The organism is Parasphingorhabdus sp., assembly GCF_048267785.1.
Taxonomy (GTDB): Bacteria; Pseudomonadota; Alphaproteobacteria; order Sphingomonadales; family Sphingomonadaceae; genus Parasphingorhabdus.
In genome coordinates, this window is record NZ_JBLWWU010000017.1 from 32,307 (window position 1) to 50,749 (window position 18,443).

The window sequence follows — 18,443 nt, forward strand, 5'->3', positions numbered from 1 at the left end:
CACAGAATCCAAAATGATCGTTCCCGAGGGTTTCGAGGCGCTCACCAAGTTTTCCAAGTGGAACCTTGTGACGGCGGATGAGCGCACAACGACGAGACGCAATGCAACTGAAGCGGAACTCGCTGCCTTTTACGACGGGGTCCTCCCGCATATCGAGGCAGTGTTGGACGAATGCGACAAGTTTGCGCTTGGAGAATTGCCTGAAAGTCATCAAGGGATTTTCAATCTCGCCTTATCTTTGGCCGAGATCGCACCGCATATTGAGTTTTACAAAGGCGAAACGGGCGTTCCTTTTTCTTTTGAAGAAGGCCGTATGCTAGCCGTCCATGGCAGTGACGAAACTTGGCAGGCCTTGCCGCCCAACGGGCCGCGCTGATTGTGCAACCCGGGTCGGACAATAACATTGATCTCCGCCTTCGCCGGATCGAGGCGTTTGAGGCAATTCGTCAGTTGATTGCTACCTATGCCGTTGGCGCAGATCGCAAAAACGATCCTGAAATCCTCGGGCCGTTGTTTAGCGACGAAGCAACATGGGAAGCTGATGGCATCACCCGACTCGTGGGCCGTGACGCGATCGCCAAAGGTCTTTCGGGACTGGCGAATGATTTCATTACCTGGTCGCTACACTATATGATCTCTCCGCTCATCACCGTTGATGAATCCGCACAAGGCGCCGTGTGTCGGTGGTATTTGTGGGAATTGTGCACGATGAAGCAGCAAAATGATGAGGCCTCTGACACCTGGTATGGTGGATGGTATGATAGCCGTTTGAGCGTGCATGATGGCCAATGGCTGTTTGATTGGGTGCGTCTCGATCCCCGGCTTGCCAGCGCCAATGACGTCCCCTGGCACGGCAAGGTCACAAATGACGATGAGGCAATCCCGTCGCTCTCGAAGAACTGAAGGAAAACTCTCTTGCAAATATTGTGCAAAGCCGCAGATGTACCCGAAGATGAGCCGCTCCGGGTAGAACTGCCCGATGGTCACGCGGTGGCAGTTTACCGTTGGGAAGGTGCGTTCTTTTGTACCGATGACATGTGCTCCCACGGCGAGGCATCCTTGGCGGAGGGTTACGTCGAAAATGGCGAGATTATGTGCCCATATCACATGGGATCTTTCTGTATTCGGACGGGCGAGGCCCGCGCTGCACCCTGTTCCGTAGATATTGTCGCTTATGATGTTGTTGAGCAGGGAGATGAGTTGGTGATTGATCGCTAAGCCAACGCTTGCGAGGCTAGGTCGACCCTATGAGTATCGAACATTACGCTCTTTCAGTGAATTTGGTAGCCGGAGTTCCCCATGCCGACATTATTTGACCCTTACACGCTGAAGGGCATAACATTGCGCAACCGGATCGCCGTTTCACCTATGTGTCAGTATATGGCCGAAGAGGGCGTTGTAAATGACTGGCACCAGACGCATTATGCAAGCTTGGCCAGAGGTGGGGCAGGGCTGGTCATCGTCGAGGCAACCGCAGTTTCGCCGGATGGCCGGATCAGTCCGGGCGATGCTGGCATCTGGACTGACGGGCAGGCCGACGCATGGCACCCGGTGGTCAAGGCAATCAAAAAGGCCGGCGCAGTGCCTGGGATCCAGATCGCACACGCTGGTCGCAAAGCCAGTGCAAACCGCCCTTGGGAAGGCGACGATCACATGTCTGATGACGACGCGCGCGGTTGGGAAACAATTGCCCCGTCCGCTATCGCTTTTGGCGCCGGTTTGCCGAAGGTGCCGCGTGAAATGACGTTCGATGATATCGCGCGGGTGCGTCAAGATTTCGTGCGGGCGGCAGAGCGCGCACGTGATGCCGGATTCGAATGGCTGATGCTCCACTTTGCTCACGGCTACCTAGCCCAAAGCTTCTTTTCGGCCCGTTCAAACCATCGCACTGATGACTATGGTGGCACAATCGAATGCCGTTCCCGCTTTCTGTTAGAGACGCTTGAGGACGTGCGTCGTGTTTGGCCGAAGGACCGGCCGCTAAGTGCTCGCTTTGGCGTTATCGAGTTCGATGGGCGCGACGAAGAGACGCTCGCAGAATCAATTGAACTGGTAAAACGCTTCAAGGCACAGGGCCTTGATTTCATTGACGTTAGTATAGGCTTTTCGACGCCGGATGCGAATATCCCTTCAGCCGCCCAATTCATGGTACCGACGGCGAAGCGAGTGCACCGTGAAACCGGGTTACCATGCTCAACCAGTTGGTCGATCAGCCATCCGAAGAATGCTAACCGGCTAATTTCCGAAGACGCACTTGACCTCGTAATGTTAGGCCGACCGCTTCTCGTCAATCCACGCTGGCCTTATACCGCTGCGCTGGAGCTAGGTATCAAACGCCCCGCATGGACGCTACCAGCACCCTATGCCCACTGGCTAGAGCACTACCAAGCCGCCTGATCCAAAAAGTAGCGCTATGTCAATTCGAGTCCTTTTAACAAGGATTATCCGCACGATTGCTCCTTTATTTTATCATATTTAGAAGACGAAGGTCTTAAGCGCTTGGTCCATTTGGGATTGATCTAGCTGCGGACTGGCGAGCTACAAAGCGTTGCCCGACTATAGAGAAATCAGAGGCCCTAACAGTTCGAATCCACTGCAGGATGCGGGTCGCGCGCGGTAGTTCTAGTTCCAGATCTTGCAGCAATTCGTCAATGTGATGGATCGAAAAAGGAACAATATTGGTCCCTTTACAATGCTTACCGTCAGTTCGCTCATCCATCCATGCTAATCGGCTATCGATATCGGCGCTCATCAAGTCTATAGTTGGCAAATCCAGCTGGCCTTTCAGGTAGGCTGCTAACCAAATGGCGCCGATCTCTGCATTCAATTGGCTGAAAAACGACGAGTTATAGCCGTTGAATAGTAGGCGGGGCACACCGAGTGGGATCATAGACCGGTATAGGCGGAAATTACCCTGCTTGTCAGTGACCTTGGCGCGAATACCATCAGGAAGGAAGTCAACCCTTTGGTGCCAGCCTGTGCCGCAGATAACGATATCTGCTGGAACAGACTTGCCGTTAGACATCCGCGCCGAACCGCTGGACAGTTCGACGATTTCCGCCTCCCGTTCGAAGCCAATCGTTCCATTGGCAACCTTGTCGTAAAAGCCGTCGCTGACCAGACTAACGGTACTTCTTCCAATGGTTTCCAGCGGTGTCCCAGGGTCAAGCCCTACCTTCTTCAAACGCAGTTGTCGTGTAATAACAGCCTGCACTGAGGCAAGCATGCAGTTACGTAAGTATTTGCCTCGGCCGTGCAGGAATGCCTCGAACCCTTTAAGTTTCCGCCAAGGAAACAGGCCTTCCCCCAACCGGTTTAGGAACAGATGCTTGAAGTTGAGCACATTGCCGATCCGCTTTGGAATCTTCCAAATCAGGTGTCGTACCACCATAGTGGAACTTGCGCTTATGGGAGCAACGGCATTTGCGACATCGCAAGACGACTTGCCATAACCAACTATGAGCACATGTTTTTCCATCGCTTCGGAAGGATCGGTTAATTGACTGGTGTGCAGCACTTTTCCACCTGTTGCTAAAAAAGTGTCCGTGCCGCGAAACGCGGGAATGGAAGGTATCGAGAATATACCGTTGCAAGCAATCAGCCATTCAAACTGATCCTTTTGTTCACCTGTCGGTCCGCTACTGACGAGTTCCCAGCCCCGCTGATCAGACAAAGGCTCGGTATAGAGTATCTCCCTCGAAAAATGTATGTTCGGCGTAATACCGAAGTGGTCGGCGTAGCTTTGCAGATAAGCCTGCATCTGGGATCCATTGGGCCACTCGGGATAGTCTTTGGGCATCGGCCAGTCTGAGAAGCAGTATGTTTCCCGAGGGTTTTGAGTGGTCAGGCCCGGATAGCGCCGTGACGAGGACCAGACGCCGCCAAGATCTGGCTCCTTTTCAAAAAGGGTGACTTCATAACCCAATTCGAGCAGCACCTTTGCTGTGCAGAGGCCAGCAATTCCGGCGCCAATAATTGCGATTCTATCAACCACTAGTTTCATCCTGGTATATTTTCTAACCGCGGATATGACGGAGGTGGTTGGCACCGCCTATTCTGCCAGTGCGCTGAATGTGCGGTAATGGCATCATTGTGTGGTCCGGAGTCTCACCGGCAACTGAGGCATGAATATTGCGCAATAGCTGCATAGTGGGAGCACTGGCCGCATATCCAAATATCCAAATTCATGGCGTTGTAATCATTGCACCTCGAGAAGGTGTGATATTGGGGGAGGACGCATTATGAAAACTTCGGATAAGCAATTGGAATCGTGTAACTTTGGCGGTACGTTGGTTGCGGCATTGCTCGCTTCGACAGTATTGCCGGGGGCGGCTTGGGCGCGAGACGGCGAAGGGCAGGACAGGGGCAAAATCCAAGAGGAGCAAGATAGGGCGGATGTGTTTTCCGGAGAAATCATCGTTACGGCGCGCAAGAGAAGTGAGAGTGCGCAGACGGTTCCACTTGCCATCTCCGCTTTTTCCGGAGCTTCAATTGAGGCGCGCGGAATGCAGAAGATTGATGGATTAGCCAATATTTCACCCAATCTTACGATTCAGAATAACCCCAGTTTCGGCGGTGCTGGGTCGTCTGCTGCAATTTACATGCGCGGGATTGGACAAAAGGAATTCCTGCCTACGACCGAGCCCGGTGTAGGTGTTTATGTTGATGGCGTTTATGTCGCGCGTTCGGTGGGGGCGTTGCTTGATCTTGTGGATGTGGAGCGGGTGGAAGTCCTAAGGGGACCGCAAGGCACTTTGTTCGGAAGGAACACGATTGGTGGTGCTATCAGCGTTACGACTCGGCCACCAGAACCATTTGCTTCCGGCAGTTTGCAGGTAACCACAGGAAGCGCCAGTCGGTTAGATGTAAAAGCAATGGCCAATATGCCTTTGACCGACAATCTTTTCTCGAAGGTGTCTGTCGCCAGTTTCAACCGAAATGGCTATGTTCGCCACCTGTCCGACGGGCGCGATCTTGGAGATGTTGGAACGCTGACCGGCCGATTGGACCTCTTGTGGCAGGCGACAGACCGATTGACAATTCGTCTTTCGGCGGAGGGTACGCGAGATCGCTCCAACGGCCCTGCGTTTACGCTGGCCGGTGTGTCGTATGATTCTGATATTTTTAATCCCGACAATTTGCCAGTTCTAGCTCCCGGGAGTGCCGCTACCGGCGGTATTTACGTTCTCAATCCACCTTTTGATGCCCCGACTGATAATTTTACGTTGCTGCACAATTACTTTGGTGCACTCTTGGGTGGGCAGCCCTGCTTTGGTTTTGATCCGTATAGCCCGCAGTCAGGTGCCGCCGCATGCTTCAGTGACCGTTTTGTCGTTGGGAATGATGCAGACGCTGGGACGGGGGCGCAATTTTCGCGGAACGATCTGTGGGGCGCAAGCGGGGTCGTGGAATGGGATTTGGGACCTGTTCAGCTCAAATCCATCACAGCCTATCGCGAAGTCAATGGTGAATATGCCCGAGATGGGGACCACTCGCCATTTACGATCCTCCAGCTCAATGACATATTACGACAGAACCAGTTTAGCCAAGAACTACAAGTGCTTGGATCAAGCGCGGATGACCGGCTAAATTATGTTTTCGGTCTATATTATTTTAAGGAAAAAGGAAATAATATCAATTCTCTGGACTTTACTCCCGTAACCTTCAGATCAGGCGGCTTGTTCAGCACAGAAAGTTATGCCGCATTTGGACAAGCAACTTGGAACCCGATTGAACCGCTGTCGTTGACCTTGGGCCTCCGCTATACTGATGACCGAAAGAGTTTCCTTCCGGATCAGGTTATTCTGGCGGACAAGACCGGAGGAGCACTGTTGGCCGCCAGCCCCAACACGCCTTCCGAGCGTATACTGCCGTTCGAAAGGGTTCATCGGAACGAAAGTTCCTTTACGCCCAGCGCCAATATATCACTTGAAGTGGCTCAGGATGTGATGATTTATGGCGCTTATTCGCAAGGGTTCAAGAGCGGTGGTTTTGTTCAGCGTGTATTTCCCGCTCAGGCAAATGTACCTAATTTCGGATCGGAAACAGCAGAGTCTGTTGAACTGGGCTTTAAATCCCAGTTCTTCGATCGCAGGCTGACAGTGAATGCAGCGATCTTCCAGACCCATTACGATGATTTGCAGGTTCAAGTCTTTACCGGCATCGCGCCCGTTACCAAGAATGCTGCATCTGCAGAAATAAAGGGCGTCGAATTGGAAGCTCGTTTTGCGCCTGGAGGGGGTTGGTTTTTTGAAGGTAGTCTTGGTTTCCTTGATCCTCAGTTCACAGCTGTAGATCCAGCCGCAACGGAAATTTCACTGGCCTCCCAGTTCGAGCGCGTATCGGATTGGACCTTGAGCTCCTCTATTTCGAAATCCTTCGATCTTGCCAACGGAGCCGATGTGCTGGCGAGACTGGATTGGTCTTATCGTTCGGGTACTTTTATGGACGCGCTCAATTCACCTGAGCTGTTCCAGCCTGGGTACCACCTACTCAATGCCAATATTTCCTACACTTTCCCAAATCAAAATATCGCGTTGATGGTGGCTGTCACAAACATCACCGATGAGCGCTATCTGCAGACTGGTGTTTATGGTGCATCCTTTGGACTCTTCGAGCATCTTTTTTCGCGCCCGCGCGAGTGGTCAGCAGGCATTAAATGGAGTTTTTGATTGATGGCAATCTATGAAGATCTGGCGGGTCGAACCGCCCTGATCGCTGGAGGGGCAACCCTGATCGGGTCAGAACTAGCAAGGGCATTTGTCCGGCAAGGCTGTAATGTAGTAATTGCGGACATTAATGTTGAAGGAGGTCAGGATGCCGCCATCAGGTGCGGTAAGCAGGGGATTTTCGTGGAGACTGATGTCACCAATGATGCTGCAATTGACGCGTGTATTCACTCTGCCAGAGCGGCCTTCGGGGGGGTGGACTTCTTGATTAATGTTACCACATCATATTTGGATGATGGACTTGCAACCTCACGCGAGGACTGGCTCAAGGCACTAGACGTCGGCCTTGTCGGAGGGGCTATATTGGCTCAGAAACTGAGCGAAGAATTGGGCGAGCGAAAAGGTGCGATTGTCAACTTCTCGAGCATTAGCGCCCATCGCGCACAGGCTGGACGCTTCGTATATCCCGCTATTAAGGCTGCAGTGGCGCAACTGACACGTAGTCAGGCATTAGAGTTTGCTTCAAGAGGCGTGCGCGTTAATGCTGTTACACCGGGTTGGACATGGTCCAATATAATGAAGGTAATCAGCTCGGATGATCGGGCCAAGGTAGATGAACTGGGCGGGGCATTCCACATGCCGGGGCGTATTGCCGATGCATCCGAGTTGGCCGGAGCAGTCCTCTTTTTGTGCTCGGAATCTGCAAGTTTTGTTACAGGCTCGGAAGTGGCAGTGGATGGGGGCTATCTCGCTTTGGGTCCGGAGCAGACCGGAAACCCCATTTCTACGCTCATGGAAGGATAGGAATGCGACCCTAGCTGCAATATTCCGCCCGTCAGTGCAATCAATTTTGATCGTGATGATATAAGGTTTAGTATGATCTTGACAGAAATGCACTGAAATGTTCCATTTATCACTGCAAAATTTTAGGAAGTTCCATGGCAATCTTTTCGGAAAGAAGAGACCATCCCTCGAACGACACGGGGAATTTTGGTATCGACCAACTAATGCGAGATGCCAATGTTTTCGCTTCTAATAACCTGTGTGAGGTGCGGGACCAAATAGCCAAAACCTACTGCCCGCATGACCTCCAGCTTGCTTCTCGCGGCGATCATTTAGAGGCTTGGCTCAATCATCGCCGACTGGACAAGATCGGCATCGGTGCGATGGGCTATGGTACCATTGTCGATATAGAAGGAATTCAAGACGAGGATATGCTGCTGTTGATGCAGCCATTGTCCGGCGCAGCGGAGATTGGTACGAGCGAGCTGACGATCGACAGTGATCTCGAGACAGCTTCGGTCGTCGATACTGGCGATTTGAGGCGCATGCGGTGGTCTGGTGATTGCATCCAACGCGTCGTTCAGATTAGCAATGGTGTGCTCGAGCATCATGCGATGATGTTGCTGGGACGGCCTCTGAGCAAGAAGCTGCGCTTCGCCCAATCTATGCAATTAACACCTAAACTTGCCAATTGCTGGCACTATGCCTCTCTCCTCTCGATGGAACTTTCTGGGCCTAACCAAGACTCCGAGCGTTCCATTGTGGAGAATCTCCAGACCCTTTTCATCTTTAAGTTGCTGGAAAGTCATCCCAGTAATTATTCGGAGCATATGCGTCCACAACCGTGCAAGATCGCCCCCCATCATGTACGGCGAACCGAACAGTATATTCTGGCTCATGCGGACCAGTCTATAAGCGTTGAACAGTTAGTTGAAGTTAGTGAGGTGAGCGCACGCGGACTGTTTGACGGTTTTCGTCGCTTTCGCGGGACATCGCCGATGGCATATCTAAAGTCAATTCGCTTAGAAAGAGCTCGGGAGGATCTGATGAAACCGCAATCGGGAGAAACGGTTACCGAAATAGCTTGTCGATGGCATTTCTACCAGCTCGGTCGCTTCTCTGCGGAATACAAGAATATGTATGGCGAACTGCCGTCCGAAACCCTCCGTAAATTCAACTGAGAAAACTGAGCACAGCCTTATTGAAAGACGTTGGCTGTTCAATGTTGGAAAGATGTGCGGCGTCCAACTCGATGTTGCGAGAGTCCGAAATCGCATCGGCTATTATGGCACCTTGCTCAGGGGGGGTGGCAGAGTCCTGTAGTCCACTAATAACAAGCGTGGGACAGGTGATCAGCTGGATCACTGGCCGCAGATCCATGTCGCGAATGGCGGCGCAGCAGCTGGCATAACCTGGTGCGGCACAGGCCAGCAGGTTTGACCTCATGACGCCGATTAATTCAGGATTGGCGGCGATAAATGAGGGCGTGAACCATCGTTGGATAACCGCATCGGCAATGCTCGCCATGTTGCCGGATGGTCCCGCCAGCACCGTATCGATTCGGCCTTGCCAAGCGGATGGCGGCCCCATGTAGGGTGCGGTATTGGCTAAGACCAGCCGGTCAAGCCGGTCGGCTGCATACACACCAAGCCATTGACCGGTCATCCCGCCCAGTGAGACACCACAGAAATGTACTCGTTCGATTCCCAGTGCATCAAGCAGTTCGACGGCATCGCGTCCCAGCCGGTCCAACCCATAGCTGCCTAGCGTGACGTCTGAGGTTCCGTGGCCGCGCGTGTCGTAACGCAAGACACGGAAACGAGAGGAGAGGCCGGCAATCTGGCGGTCCCACATCGAGCGGGTTGTGCCCAATGAGTTAGACAACAATATTATCGGTGAATCATTGTCACCATCCATTTGCCAATCGATCAATGCGCCGTCGCTCATTCGAGCCTTACCATTTTTTGTCATACGCGCTCCATTGCCAGCGAAAGGCCTTGTCCAACTCCAACACATAGCGTCACCAACGCGCGTTTGGCACCAGCTTGCTCCAGCCCGCGCATTGCGGTTAGTGCCAGCCGAGCTCCGGACATCCCCAAGGGATGGCCCAGCGCAATGGCGCCGCCATGCGGATTGACGTGATCTGCGTCATCGGGAAGTCCTAGCCCACGTAGAACTGCCAGCGATTGCGCCGCGAAAGCTTCATTGAGTTCAATGAGATCCACTGAATTGATCGCCCAGCCGAGCCTGTCCAGCAGTTTCTCCGTTGCCGGAACCGGTCCGATACCCATGATGCGCGGGGCGACGCCAGCCGACGCCATTCCGCATATCCGAACCCGCGGGGTCAGGCCGTGGCGCTCGGCCGCAGCGGCACTGGCCAGCACTAAGGCTGCTGCACCATCATTGACGCCGGAGGAATTGCCTGCAGTTACCGAGCCGTCGCTGCGCACTATCGGTCGCAGATTAGACAGTATGTGTACGGATGATTCACGGGGATGTTCATCCGTTTCAAATGAACAGGGGCGGTCGGGACTGCCCGTTTCAACCGGTACAATCTCTCCAGAATGGAATGTTTTTGCCGCCGCTGCCCGTTGCTGGCTGCGAAAAGCGAAGCTGTCCTGATCGTGGCGCGAGATGGACAATTCGTCTGCGAGATTCTGGGCCGTCTGTGGCATGGAGTCGACGCCGTATGCCTTGCGCATTGCTGGATTGATCAGGCGCCAACCGATTGTCGTATCTTCAACCTGCTGATCACGCCCGTATGCCTTGCTGCTCTTCGGCAGGACATAAGGGGAGCGGCTCATATTTTCTACGCCGCCAGCAATCACCAGTTCGGCTTCTTGGGCCTTGATCGCACGCGCTGCTGTGCCGACGGCATCGAGACCAGACGCGCAAAGCCGGTTGATTGTCATTCCGCCTACCGATTGTGGGAGTTCGGCCAGTAAACCCGCCATGCGGGCAACATTGCGATTGTCTTCACCCGCCTGATTGGCACATCCCAGCATAACCTCGTCGATTGCATCAGCGTCAAGGTTTGGATTTTGTATCAATAGCTGTTTTATAACAAGAGCGGCCATGTCATCTGCTCGAATGCCGGAAAGAGCACCTGCTAGGCGGCCGATTGGTGTTCGGATACCGTCGCATAGAAATACATCGTTCATGGTGATACTCCGGCATCAGTCAAAAATTGACAGCCGGTGGCTCGTGTCACCTCCGCGAGTGAGATGCCTTCGGCCAGTTCTATCAAGGTTAGTCCTCCCTGCTCCTTGTCTACAGAAAATACGGCAAAATTGGTGATGATCATGTCCACCACGCCCTTGCCAGTGAGCGGCAATTCGCAGCGCTCTTTAATCTTGGGGCTGCCATCCTTGGCGCAATGTTCCATCACTACAACAACGCGCTTGACGCCTGCGACAAGGTCCATTGCGCCGCCCATCCCTTTTATCATCTTGCCCGGGATCATCCAGTTGGCAATGTCACCATCCCGACTGACTTCCATCGCACCCAATACGGTCAAGTCTATATGTCCGCCTCGGATCATTGCGAAACTGTCGGCCGAGGAGAAGAAGCTGGACGTGTCCAGTTCGGTGATTGTCTGTTTGCCAGCATTAATCAGGTCGGGGTCGACTTCGTCCTTAAAGGGAAACGGTCCCATGCCCAACATTCCGTTCTCGGATTGGAGGGTGACATTCATCCCTGACGGGATATGGTTTGCAACCAGCGTCGGAATGCCAATACCAAGGTTGACGTAAAATCCATCGCGGAGCTCGGCGGCGGCGCGGGCGGCTATCTGATCTCGGGTCCAACCAGCCATCATGATTTCTCCCGCGATCGGACGGTTAGATTCTCGATCCGTTTTTCATTGATCGTGCTAAGGACTATACGGTCGACATAAATGCCGGGAGTGTGGACGTAATCGGGGTCAAACGTCCCCGACGGGACAAGCTCTTCTACTTCCACCACCGTCACTCTGGCGGCGGTGGCCATGTTGGGATTAAAATTGCGGGCGGTCTTGCGGAATTGGAGGTTGCCTTCAGGGTCTGCGCGCCAAGCCTTGATAATGGCAAGATCAGCTCTGAGCCATTTTTCGCGCACATACTCTTGCCCGTCGAAGGTATCAACAGGCTTACCTTCGGCCACCACCGTGCCCACGCCGGTACGCGTGTAGAAGGCCGGAATACCCGCACCACCTGCGCGAATGCGTTCGGCCAACGTTCCCTGGGGGGTCAACTCCAGCTCCAGTTCGCCTGACAAATATTGCTGCTCAAACAGTTTGTTATCGCCAACATAAGAAGCAATCATTTTGTCAATTTGACGGTTCTTGAGCAGCATCCACAGGCCAAAGCCATCAGCTCCGGCATTGTTCGAGATGACAGTAAGCCCTCTAACTCCGGCTTCGAGAATTACCGGGATCAGACTTTCAGGATTGCCCGACAGGCCAAACCCCCCTGACATGATTGTCATCCCGTCAAAAAGCAGTCCGTCCAGGGCTTTCGCTGGCGTATCATATGTCTTGTTCACGCCGTTGCACGCGCCCGGTTAGAAAAGCCTTCGTCATCAGAAGACTGCGCCCGTTGGAGTTGAAAGTTGAAGGGGATGACCGGCTGGCCCGAGCTGCGATCAGGGATCGGCAGCAAGCCTTCGCGCGTACCAAAAGCGAAATCGTTATGTGCGTTGGGATCGTCGCCGAAATTGATCTGCGTGGTCAGCGTGCGATATCCGGGTGCCTCGACAAAGAAATGCACATGGGCGGGGCGGTCGCCGTGGCGACCTAGTGCCTGCATAAGTCGGTCCGACGCGCCATCAGGCGGAACCGAATATCCGCGCGGCATTTTCGAGTGGAAGGCGTATCGGCCGTCTGGCCCAAGTTTGATGCGACGCCGATTGTTGAACGGGCTTTGTTCGCTGGTGGGGTCGAAATGTGAATAGAACCCTTTGGAATTGGCGTGCCACACGTGCAAGATGGCATCCTTTACCGGCTCGCCGTCGGGGCCGGTGATCTGACCGGACATGGTCAGGGTTTCTGTATCGTCCGGATCGGTCGTCAAGTTGACGCCGTTGGTTTTGGTTACATCGCCGTTCACCAAAGGTGCGCCGGCGACGTAAAGCGGTCCTTCAATAGTACGCGGCGTGCCACCGGTCCTACCTGATTCCGCATCTTTTGCATCCATGTGCAGGTCGAGAAAATGTTCGATTCCCAAACCAGGTGCAATAAGCCCGAATTCGTCGACACCATCTTGCAGGAAGCGCACAGCTAACCAGAATTCATCTTCGCTAATGTCATGCTTTTCAATAACAGTCATAAGCATTTCAAGCGTGTCACGCAGGATAATCTTGAGCCGCGGGTTGCCGCCGTCTTCATTGATGCCCGCTGCGCGATCGAGCAGTGATTGAACTTCTGTCGAATGAACGATATTGGTCATGTTACTCTCCTAAATGCTGGTTTTTATTTTTGGTTGATGGCGGACGGATGACGGCACAGTGCAGTCACTTCGATCGTCATGAAGGGGAAAAGTGGCAGACTCATCATGATATCATGCAACTCGGCCGGATCATTAACATCAAATATGCTGACATTCGCGTACTGTCCGACAATGCGCCAAAGGTGCCGCCATTTGCCCGATCGCTGCAATTCCTCCGCCTGGATCTTTTCGGCGGCCTTCAATTGGGCAAATTCTGCAGCGTCAAAATCATGCGGGACTTGGACATCCATATGTACCATGAATAACATTAGTGCACTCCTATTGCGCTTGAAGTAACAATGGTCCGGGTCGACCCATTGCGGCGAAACTTTTTGACTTTCTCCATGTCGAGCGTGACGCCGAGTCCGATACCCGTCGGAAGCTCAAGCCCGAAATCACGATATGTGAGTGGTTCGGTGAGAATGTCCTCAGTCTGGAGTAATGGGCCGAACAGTTCGGTACCCCATTCCAGTGCGTCAAACGTGCTAAAAAGTTGAGCAGAAGCCATAGTGCCTATGGCACCTTCAAGCATGGTGCCGCCATACACTCCGATATGTCCGTTTGTGGCTATCGTGGCGATTTGCCCGGCAGCGAAGAGCCCTCCGGCTTGCGCTGGCTTGACCGAAAATACCTGAGCGCCGCTGTTCCGTGCGATATCGAACGCATCATCCGTACCCTGGAGTATCTCATCTGCCATAATCGGGATGGGTGAGCGGCGTGCGAGTCGGCGCAGCCCCAGCCTGTTAGCACGGTGGAGCGGTTGCTCGATCAAATCAACGCCGGCATCGGCCAGCAGGTGGGCGCCGCGTAAGGCATGATGTTCATGCCACGCCTGATTCACATCAACTCGAATGGAAGCGCGGTCGCCCAAGGCACGTTTTATCTCTGCAACATGAAGAATATCATCTACCATGGCGCGCTTGCCGATTTTCAGCTTGAAGACGTTGTGGCGGCCGGCCTCAATCATGCTTTCGGCTTCTTCGATGTCGACCTGTGTGTTGCCGCTCGCTAGAACCCAGAGGACGGGTAGCTGCTTGCGCACTCGGCCCCCAAGTAAATCTGACAGAGGTAGTCCGGCACGTTGCGCCGATGCATCCAGAAGTGCAGTTTCCAAAGCATTCTTAGCGAAGTGGTTTCCGACCACGTGTTGGCGGATTCGGGACATGACGGCTGCCGGAACTAGCGCATCCTGACCGCGCAGAAGCGGTTCACAATAAAGATCGATGGCGAGCTTCATGCCCTCGGGACTTTCGTTGCCGTAGCTGAGGCCACCAATTGTTGTGCCTTCGCCGACGCCAGTGATGCCGTCCGAGCAGGTAACGAAAACAAGCATCATAACCTGCTTGTTGATTGACGTCATCGAAAGAACATGCGGCCGTATTGTAGGTATATCTATAATCCAGCTTTCGACACGCTCAATGGTTATTGCCATATAGCCATCTCTCCATTTCTTGATACTGTGAGTGTCTTATGGTACGGAGAAGTCCGCGCCAGAGACCGATTTGGCATAACTTTATACCAGTGGGGTATTTTATGGAGCTTCGGCATCTTCGTTATTTCGTCGCAGTTGCTGATACGCGGAATTTTACCCGCGCGGCTGAAATGCTGCACATCGCCCAGCCCCCGCTTAGCAGACAGATTCGACAGCTTGAGGAAGAGTTGGGCAGTGATCTTTTTAATCGTGATGTCAGACCGATACTCCTGACCGATGCGGGACGATTGCTGTATGAAAATGCTATTCGTATCCTCGCCAGCATAGATCAGCTTAAAGCGAGTATGGGCCATATCGCGGATGCAGAACGTCGCCGTTTCGTGATCGGCTTTGCCGGCTCCACGCTTTACGGTCTTTTGCCTCAGGTGATCCGTCTTTTCCGCTCGCAGATGCGCCATCTTGACATTTCCCTGCTGGAATGCACGACGGTCGAACAAATCTCCGCGCTGAAGGAGGGAAGGATCGATGTAGGTTATGGTCGCTTGCGGATAGAAGATCTGGCCATCCGCCGTCTCGTGCTTGCAGAAGATAGGCTTGTGGCGGTGGTGCCAGCGGATGACCTGCTTGCGGAAAGAGCGGTACCCGTTAATCTTGCTGAATTGGCCACCCGAAATTTGATCGTTTACCCGCGCCCCGTACGGCCCAGCTATGCCGATCAAGTACTCGACGCCTTTTATGATCTTGGTCTTGATCCCGTCTCCATAATGGAGGTGCGCGAATTGCAGACCGCCGTCGGTCTTGTAGCAGCTCATGCGGGCATTTGCCTGGTGCCTGAAACCGTACAACGGATGCAACGTGATGATGTTTGCTTTCTGCCTATTGCAGAAAGTTCGCCAACATCGCCTATTACCATGATTCACCGTGTCGGGGACGTTTCCACGGAACTGAAAGCTTTGATTGACATTAGTTGTCAATTGCATGCCGGAGGAGAAGGAGGTGGGCATGATTAGACCAGTGACTTCAAGGGAATGTCGATGTCAGTAAGACTCGAGCGGTCTGGCTTTGACCCTTGCTGGATCAACCTACGTGCGGCCATGAAGTCGCGGGGGGCATTGATCGCGTCAATCGCAATGACTTGTCCTTTGCGCGTGTAGATTGCACAAAAGGGTGTGCTGCCTTTTGCCCCGCGGATGATGATATCATCCGCATCTATGTTCAGGCCAGCAGATTGCAGGCGCAAATCATATTGCTGAGACCAGAAGGTGGGAACCTGTGCATAGGGTGATATTTCACCGATGATTAAATCAGCGGCAGTTTCAGCAGAATCCTGCGCATGCTGGACCGATTCTAGCCGCCAGCGACTCCCTGCAAATGGGTTGGGGTGGCGCGAGCAATCGCCGATGGCGAGGATGCCGGGTGACGAAGTGCGAAAACAGGAATCCACCAGCACGCCCTGGTCGCAATCGAGGCCTGCAGTCTCTGCCAGACCTGTTTCAGCGTCGATCCCGATACCGCAAATGGCCATTTGCGCAGGTATCGTCGTGCCGTCTTCAAGAGCGATGGATTGCAACGCTCCATCTCCATGAAAAGCGCTAACGCCTTGCCCAAAATGAAAGGTGACGCCGTGGCGAATATGCTGTTCTTCAAGAATACTGGCGATTACAGGGGAAGTGACGCGCGACAGCACGCGATCTTGCGTTTCGATCACCGTGACCGATTTGCCTAGTTCGCGTGCAGAAGCTGCAAACTCTAACCCGATATACCCTGCACCGATTACCGCTATTTTGCTGACCTCGGTCAGTTCATCGCGAATGCTTTTGGCATCCGCGAGATTGCGTAAAGAGTGTATGCTAGGCAAATCGGCTCCTTCACACTTGAGTCTACGTACTTTGCCGCCCGTTGCCAAAACACACCAATTAAACCCGAGAGTGCGCCCGTCGGCTAACGCGACATATTGTTGTGATGCATTGAGTTCGTTGACCGCGCAGCCCATAGCAAGGGTAATCCGCTGATCCGTCCAGAATTCGTCTGGTCGGATCAGCAGCTGCTCGTCCCCGATTTTTCCTTGCATATATTCTTTAGACAGGGGTGGACGTTCATAGGGCAGAATCGCTTCCTCACCCGTCAGCAGGATTGATCCGGTAAATCCCTTCTTTCGAAGAGATATGGCCAAGGCCGCACCGGCATGGCCGGAGCCTATTATAATAACATCAAATATTGTGTTCTGGTTCAACATGGTCTCCGAAACAGGACGTGAGCAATCCGAGCGTTCGGCTCAGGCGAGGCCGCGCACACACAGGTCCACGCCATTTCCAAGATGCCGGGCTAGGATTTCCTCATCTTGAAAATGGATGTGCTTCTTGGCACCGGATTTGAGATTGGCAGAGATTAGTTCGTGCGTGTAGCAATCTTCCATCATGGGATCGCGCAGCCCTACTTTCGAATATTCAAGTGCGAACAGCTCACCGGCATTGTTCACAGGTGGATAATAACCCTTGATTTCCCACACGCTGCGATCAGCCGCGACAGGCCAGATATTGAACGTGAAATACAGGCCGTTTAGCAAGCCAACAAAGAAGTTGGGAAATATATGCCAGAAATCGAAAGAGCCGCGGAAACGATAGCCTTCGCCCTTGTTTTCAAGCTTTGCGCCAAAGGCCTGAACCGTACCGGTACCGAAGCGGCTGGCAAGCTCTGCCACCGGTGGCGGTACGAAACTATCCGGTGGTGGAGATCCTAGGACACCGTGCAGGCCATGCAATTCTATACCGGCGTGGCGATACTGATTGCCTTCCAGCTTGACAGCGCGGGCGAGCGTTTTTTCGTGCAGAAACGGGAGGTGCCAGCCTTCCAACTGCGCTTCTTGCAGCGTTTTCCAATTCACATTTTCTTCGATGCGATAAGAGAACGCCGGCGTAAAACCGCTGAAATCGAAGCGGCTGATTTCGTCGGAGACGGGGGCAAGGAACTGCGCCAATGTTTCCTCCGGTTCGGATGCCATGTTTACAAAGATGAAATTCTCCCAAACGTCACAATGGACAGCAGTAAGGCCATTCTCTTCGGCATTCACATTGGGGAAGTTTGCGGCGTCGGAAATCTGGACTAGCTTGCCGGTTGTATCGTAGACCCAACCATGAAAGCGGCAGGCGAGATACCCCTTGCAGCTTCCTTTCTTTTCCCAAGCTACCGGCGCGCCACGATGCGAGCACATGTTGTGAAAAGCACGGTAAACACCGTCTTTCCCGTGTATTATAAGCAGCGATGCATTGAGGATTTCGATATCTGCAACGAAATAGTCGCCGGGCTTTGGAGCCTCAAGTATATTGCCGACATTCAGCCATTTGCGGCGGAATACGGACTCGCGCTCTTTGTCGAAATATTCATTTGAAGTATAGCGGCCAACGTCGACAGGATCGCGACCCTCTTCTGGGTACTGGTCCATGAAACGGCAGGGTGGAGTAGTCATGTGCGGTCTCCCTTTCTGGCTAGAGGCCAGGCGTCGTGAGTTGGAACAAATCGCTGAATGGGAAAAACATATTTGGGTTGCGGATTTTCATACATCTCCACAGTCGCGGATACTTCCGCGAGCGAGAGACATAGATCGAGCAATCGCCTGTCCGCATCGTTTTCTGGTCTAGAAATGTGATCCAATGTAAACTGGTTAAGATAGTCCAGCGCCGCAGGGGCATGTGCCAGCATAGTGTCGTAAAAGGCTTGGCTGTCTTCGAGTGTAGCAGACCAGCGTTTTTCGTTCCGGCTCAGTTCCGTTGATCGAGCCCAGTCGAGGTAAGGGGCGAGATTGCTAAATCCTTTGGGAAGTTTATCAGTCAATATCTCTTACTCCTTGTCTTTATGTCGAGCGTGATCATGTGGCGTGAGTTTTATGTTCGCTATCCTCCCTGTGCATTACATGGCCGCTGAGTGCGGAATTTGTTGCAATTGTGTGGAAAAGCGATCTTTCCAATTCATATATGCTCGACAGGATTTACATTATACCTTGTGGGTCTGATATTTTGGAAAATTGGTATTTGACTTAATTGCCTCGCCAAGAGCATGTTTGACATGGCCTTTTGGTATTTCAGAATGGTCAGAGCGGTT

The 18,443-nt window shown here is 53.1% G+C and carries 19 protein-coding genes; 8 read left to right on the forward strand and 11 right to left on the reverse strand.

From position 1 onward, the window contains the following. Window positions 1-13 precede the first annotated feature (13 nt). The 4 genes from ACN0VD_RS13330 to ACN0VD_RS13345 all read left to right on the forward strand — a co-directional run bounded on the left by ACN0VD_RS13330 (window position 14) and on the right by ACN0VD_RS13345 (window position 2,397). Entirely contained in the window at window positions 14-376 is a 363-nt protein-coding gene (locus ACN0VD_RS13330) for a hypothetical protein (protein ID WP_417595050.1), read from the forward strand. Further along, window positions 343-903 carry a nuclear transport factor 2 family protein gene (locus ACN0VD_RS13335; protein ID WP_417595052.1) on the forward strand — a complete coding sequence of 187 codons (561 nt, stop codon included), beginning with the start codon at window positions 343-345 and terminating at the stop codon, window positions 901-903. The genes ACN0VD_RS13330 and ACN0VD_RS13335 overlap by 34 nt, the downstream gene beginning before the upstream one ends. A gap of 12 nt (window positions 904-915) precedes the next feature. Next, window positions 916-1,218 carry a non-heme iron oxygenase ferredoxin subunit gene (locus tag ACN0VD_RS13340; protein ID WP_417595054.1) on the forward strand — a complete coding sequence of 101 codons (303 nt, stop codon included), beginning with the start codon at window positions 916-918 and terminating at the stop codon, window positions 1,216-1,218. Window positions 1,219-1,299: 81 nt separating this feature from the next. Next, complete coding sequence (locus ACN0VD_RS13345; RefSeq protein WP_417595056.1) at window positions 1,300-2,397, forward strand: NADH:flavin oxidoreductase/NADH oxidase; 1,098 nt, start codon at window positions 1,300-1,302, stop codon at window positions 2,395-2,397. 94 nt (window positions 2,398-2,491) lie between these two features. On the opposite strand, the gene ACN0VD_RS13350 is transcribed toward ACN0VD_RS13345, so the two are convergent. Then, on the reverse strand, window positions 2,492-3,994 hold the full coding sequence (locus tag ACN0VD_RS13350) for a flavin-containing monooxygenase (RefSeq protein WP_417595058.1): 1,503 nt from the start codon (window positions 3,992-3,994) through the stop codon (window positions 2,492-2,494). Between the two features lie 247 nt (window positions 3,995-4,241). On the opposite strand from ACN0VD_RS13350, the gene ACN0VD_RS13355 reads away from it, so the two are divergent. The 3 genes from ACN0VD_RS13355 to ACN0VD_RS13365 all read left to right on the forward strand — a co-directional run bounded on the left by ACN0VD_RS13355 (window position 4,242) and on the right by ACN0VD_RS13365 (window position 8,632). After that, on the forward strand, window positions 4,242-6,671 hold the full coding sequence (locus ACN0VD_RS13355; protein ID WP_417595060.1) for a TonB-dependent receptor: 2,430 nt from the start codon (window positions 4,242-4,244) through the stop codon (window positions 6,669-6,671). Window positions 6,672-6,674: 3 nt separating this feature from the next. Continuing rightward, the gene (locus tag ACN0VD_RS13360; RefSeq protein ID WP_417595062.1) at window positions 6,675-7,472 is read left to right on the forward strand and encodes an SDR family oxidoreductase; all 798 of its coding nucleotides are present in this window, start codon (window positions 6,675-6,677) and stop codon (window positions 7,470-7,472) included. Window positions 7,473-7,606: 134 nt separating this feature from the next. Then, window positions 7,607-8,632 (forward strand): AraC family transcriptional regulator, encoded by a 1,026-nt coding sequence (locus ACN0VD_RS13365; protein WP_417595064.1) that lies wholly within the window; start codon window positions 7,607-7,609, stop codon window positions 8,630-8,632. Here the strand turns inward: ACN0VD_RS13365 and pcaD are convergent. From pcaD to ACN0VD_RS13400, 7 genes are read right to left on the reverse strand one after another with little or no spacing between them, the layout of a single operon-like run. Beyond that, a complete protein-coding gene (gene pcaD, locus ACN0VD_RS13370; RefSeq protein WP_417595066.1) occupies window positions 8,625-9,422 on the reverse strand; it encodes a 3-oxoadipate enol-lactonase in 798 nt (265 codons plus the stop codon). The two genes, ACN0VD_RS13365 and pcaD, sit on opposite strands and share 8 nt — an antisense overlap. Then, the gene (gene pcaF / locus ACN0VD_RS13375; protein ID WP_417595068.1) at window positions 9,419-10,612 is read right to left on the reverse strand and encodes a 3-oxoadipyl-CoA thiolase; all 1,194 of its coding nucleotides are present in this window, start codon (window positions 10,610-10,612) and stop codon (window positions 9,419-9,421) included. Before pcaF ends, pcaD begins: the two co-directional genes overlap by 4 nt. After that, a complete protein-coding gene (locus ACN0VD_RS13380) occupies window positions 10,609-11,265 on the reverse strand; it encodes a 3-oxoacid CoA-transferase subunit B (RefSeq protein ID WP_417595162.1) in 657 nt (218 codons plus the stop codon). The genes pcaF and ACN0VD_RS13380 overlap by 4 nt, the downstream gene beginning before the upstream one ends. Then, window positions 11,265-11,972: a CoA transferase subunit A gene (locus tag ACN0VD_RS13385; protein WP_417595070.1), complete on the reverse strand. Its 708-nt coding sequence runs from the start codon at window positions 11,970-11,972 to the stop codon at window positions 11,265-11,267. Before ACN0VD_RS13385 ends, ACN0VD_RS13380 begins: the two co-directional genes overlap by 1 nt. Next, window positions 11,969-12,874, reverse strand: a complete 906-nt coding sequence (locus ACN0VD_RS13390; RefSeq protein WP_417595072.1) for a dioxygenase — start codon at window positions 12,872-12,874, stop codon at window positions 11,969-11,971. Before ACN0VD_RS13390 ends, ACN0VD_RS13385 begins: the two co-directional genes overlap by 4 nt. Window positions 12,875-12,897: 23 nt before the next feature. Then, window positions 12,898-13,182, reverse strand: a complete 285-nt coding sequence (gene catC, locus ACN0VD_RS13395; RefSeq protein ID WP_417595074.1) for a muconolactone Delta-isomerase — start codon at window positions 13,180-13,182, stop codon at window positions 12,898-12,900. Then, window positions 13,182-14,345, reverse strand: coding sequence for a muconate/chloromuconate family cycloisomerase (locus ACN0VD_RS13400; RefSeq protein WP_417595076.1), 1,164 nt, complete (start codon window positions 14,343-14,345; stop codon window positions 13,182-13,184). Before ACN0VD_RS13400 ends, catC begins: the two co-directional genes overlap by 1 nt. Before the next feature lie 101 nt (window positions 14,346-14,446). Between ACN0VD_RS13400 and ACN0VD_RS13405 the strand changes: the two genes are divergently transcribed. Further along, window positions 14,447-15,355 carry a LysR family transcriptional regulator gene (locus ACN0VD_RS13405; protein WP_417595078.1) on the forward strand — a complete coding sequence of 303 codons (909 nt, stop codon included), beginning with the start codon at window positions 14,447-14,449 and terminating at the stop codon, window positions 15,353-15,355. Here ACN0VD_RS13405 and ACN0VD_RS13410 read toward each other — a convergent pair. From ACN0VD_RS13410 to ACN0VD_RS13420, 3 genes are read right to left on the reverse strand one after another with little or no spacing between them, the layout of a single operon-like run. Continuing rightward, window positions 15,352-16,581 (reverse strand): NAD(P)/FAD-dependent oxidoreductase, encoded by a 1,230-nt coding sequence (locus tag ACN0VD_RS13410; RefSeq protein ID WP_417595080.1) that lies wholly within the window; start codon window positions 16,579-16,581, stop codon window positions 15,352-15,354. The two genes, ACN0VD_RS13405 and ACN0VD_RS13410, sit on opposite strands and share 4 nt — an antisense overlap. Window positions 16,582-16,620: 39 nt before the next feature. Further along, window positions 16,621-17,811, reverse strand: coding sequence for an aromatic ring-hydroxylating oxygenase subunit alpha (locus ACN0VD_RS13415; protein WP_417595082.1), 1,191 nt, complete (start codon window positions 17,809-17,811; stop codon window positions 16,621-16,623). Beyond that, window positions 17,808-18,176 carry a hypothetical protein gene (locus ACN0VD_RS13420; protein WP_417595084.1) on the reverse strand — a complete coding sequence of 123 codons (369 nt, stop codon included), beginning with the start codon at window positions 18,174-18,176 and terminating at the stop codon, window positions 17,808-17,810. Before ACN0VD_RS13420 ends, ACN0VD_RS13415 begins: the two co-directional genes overlap by 4 nt. Window positions 18,177-18,443 lie beyond the last annotated feature (267 nt).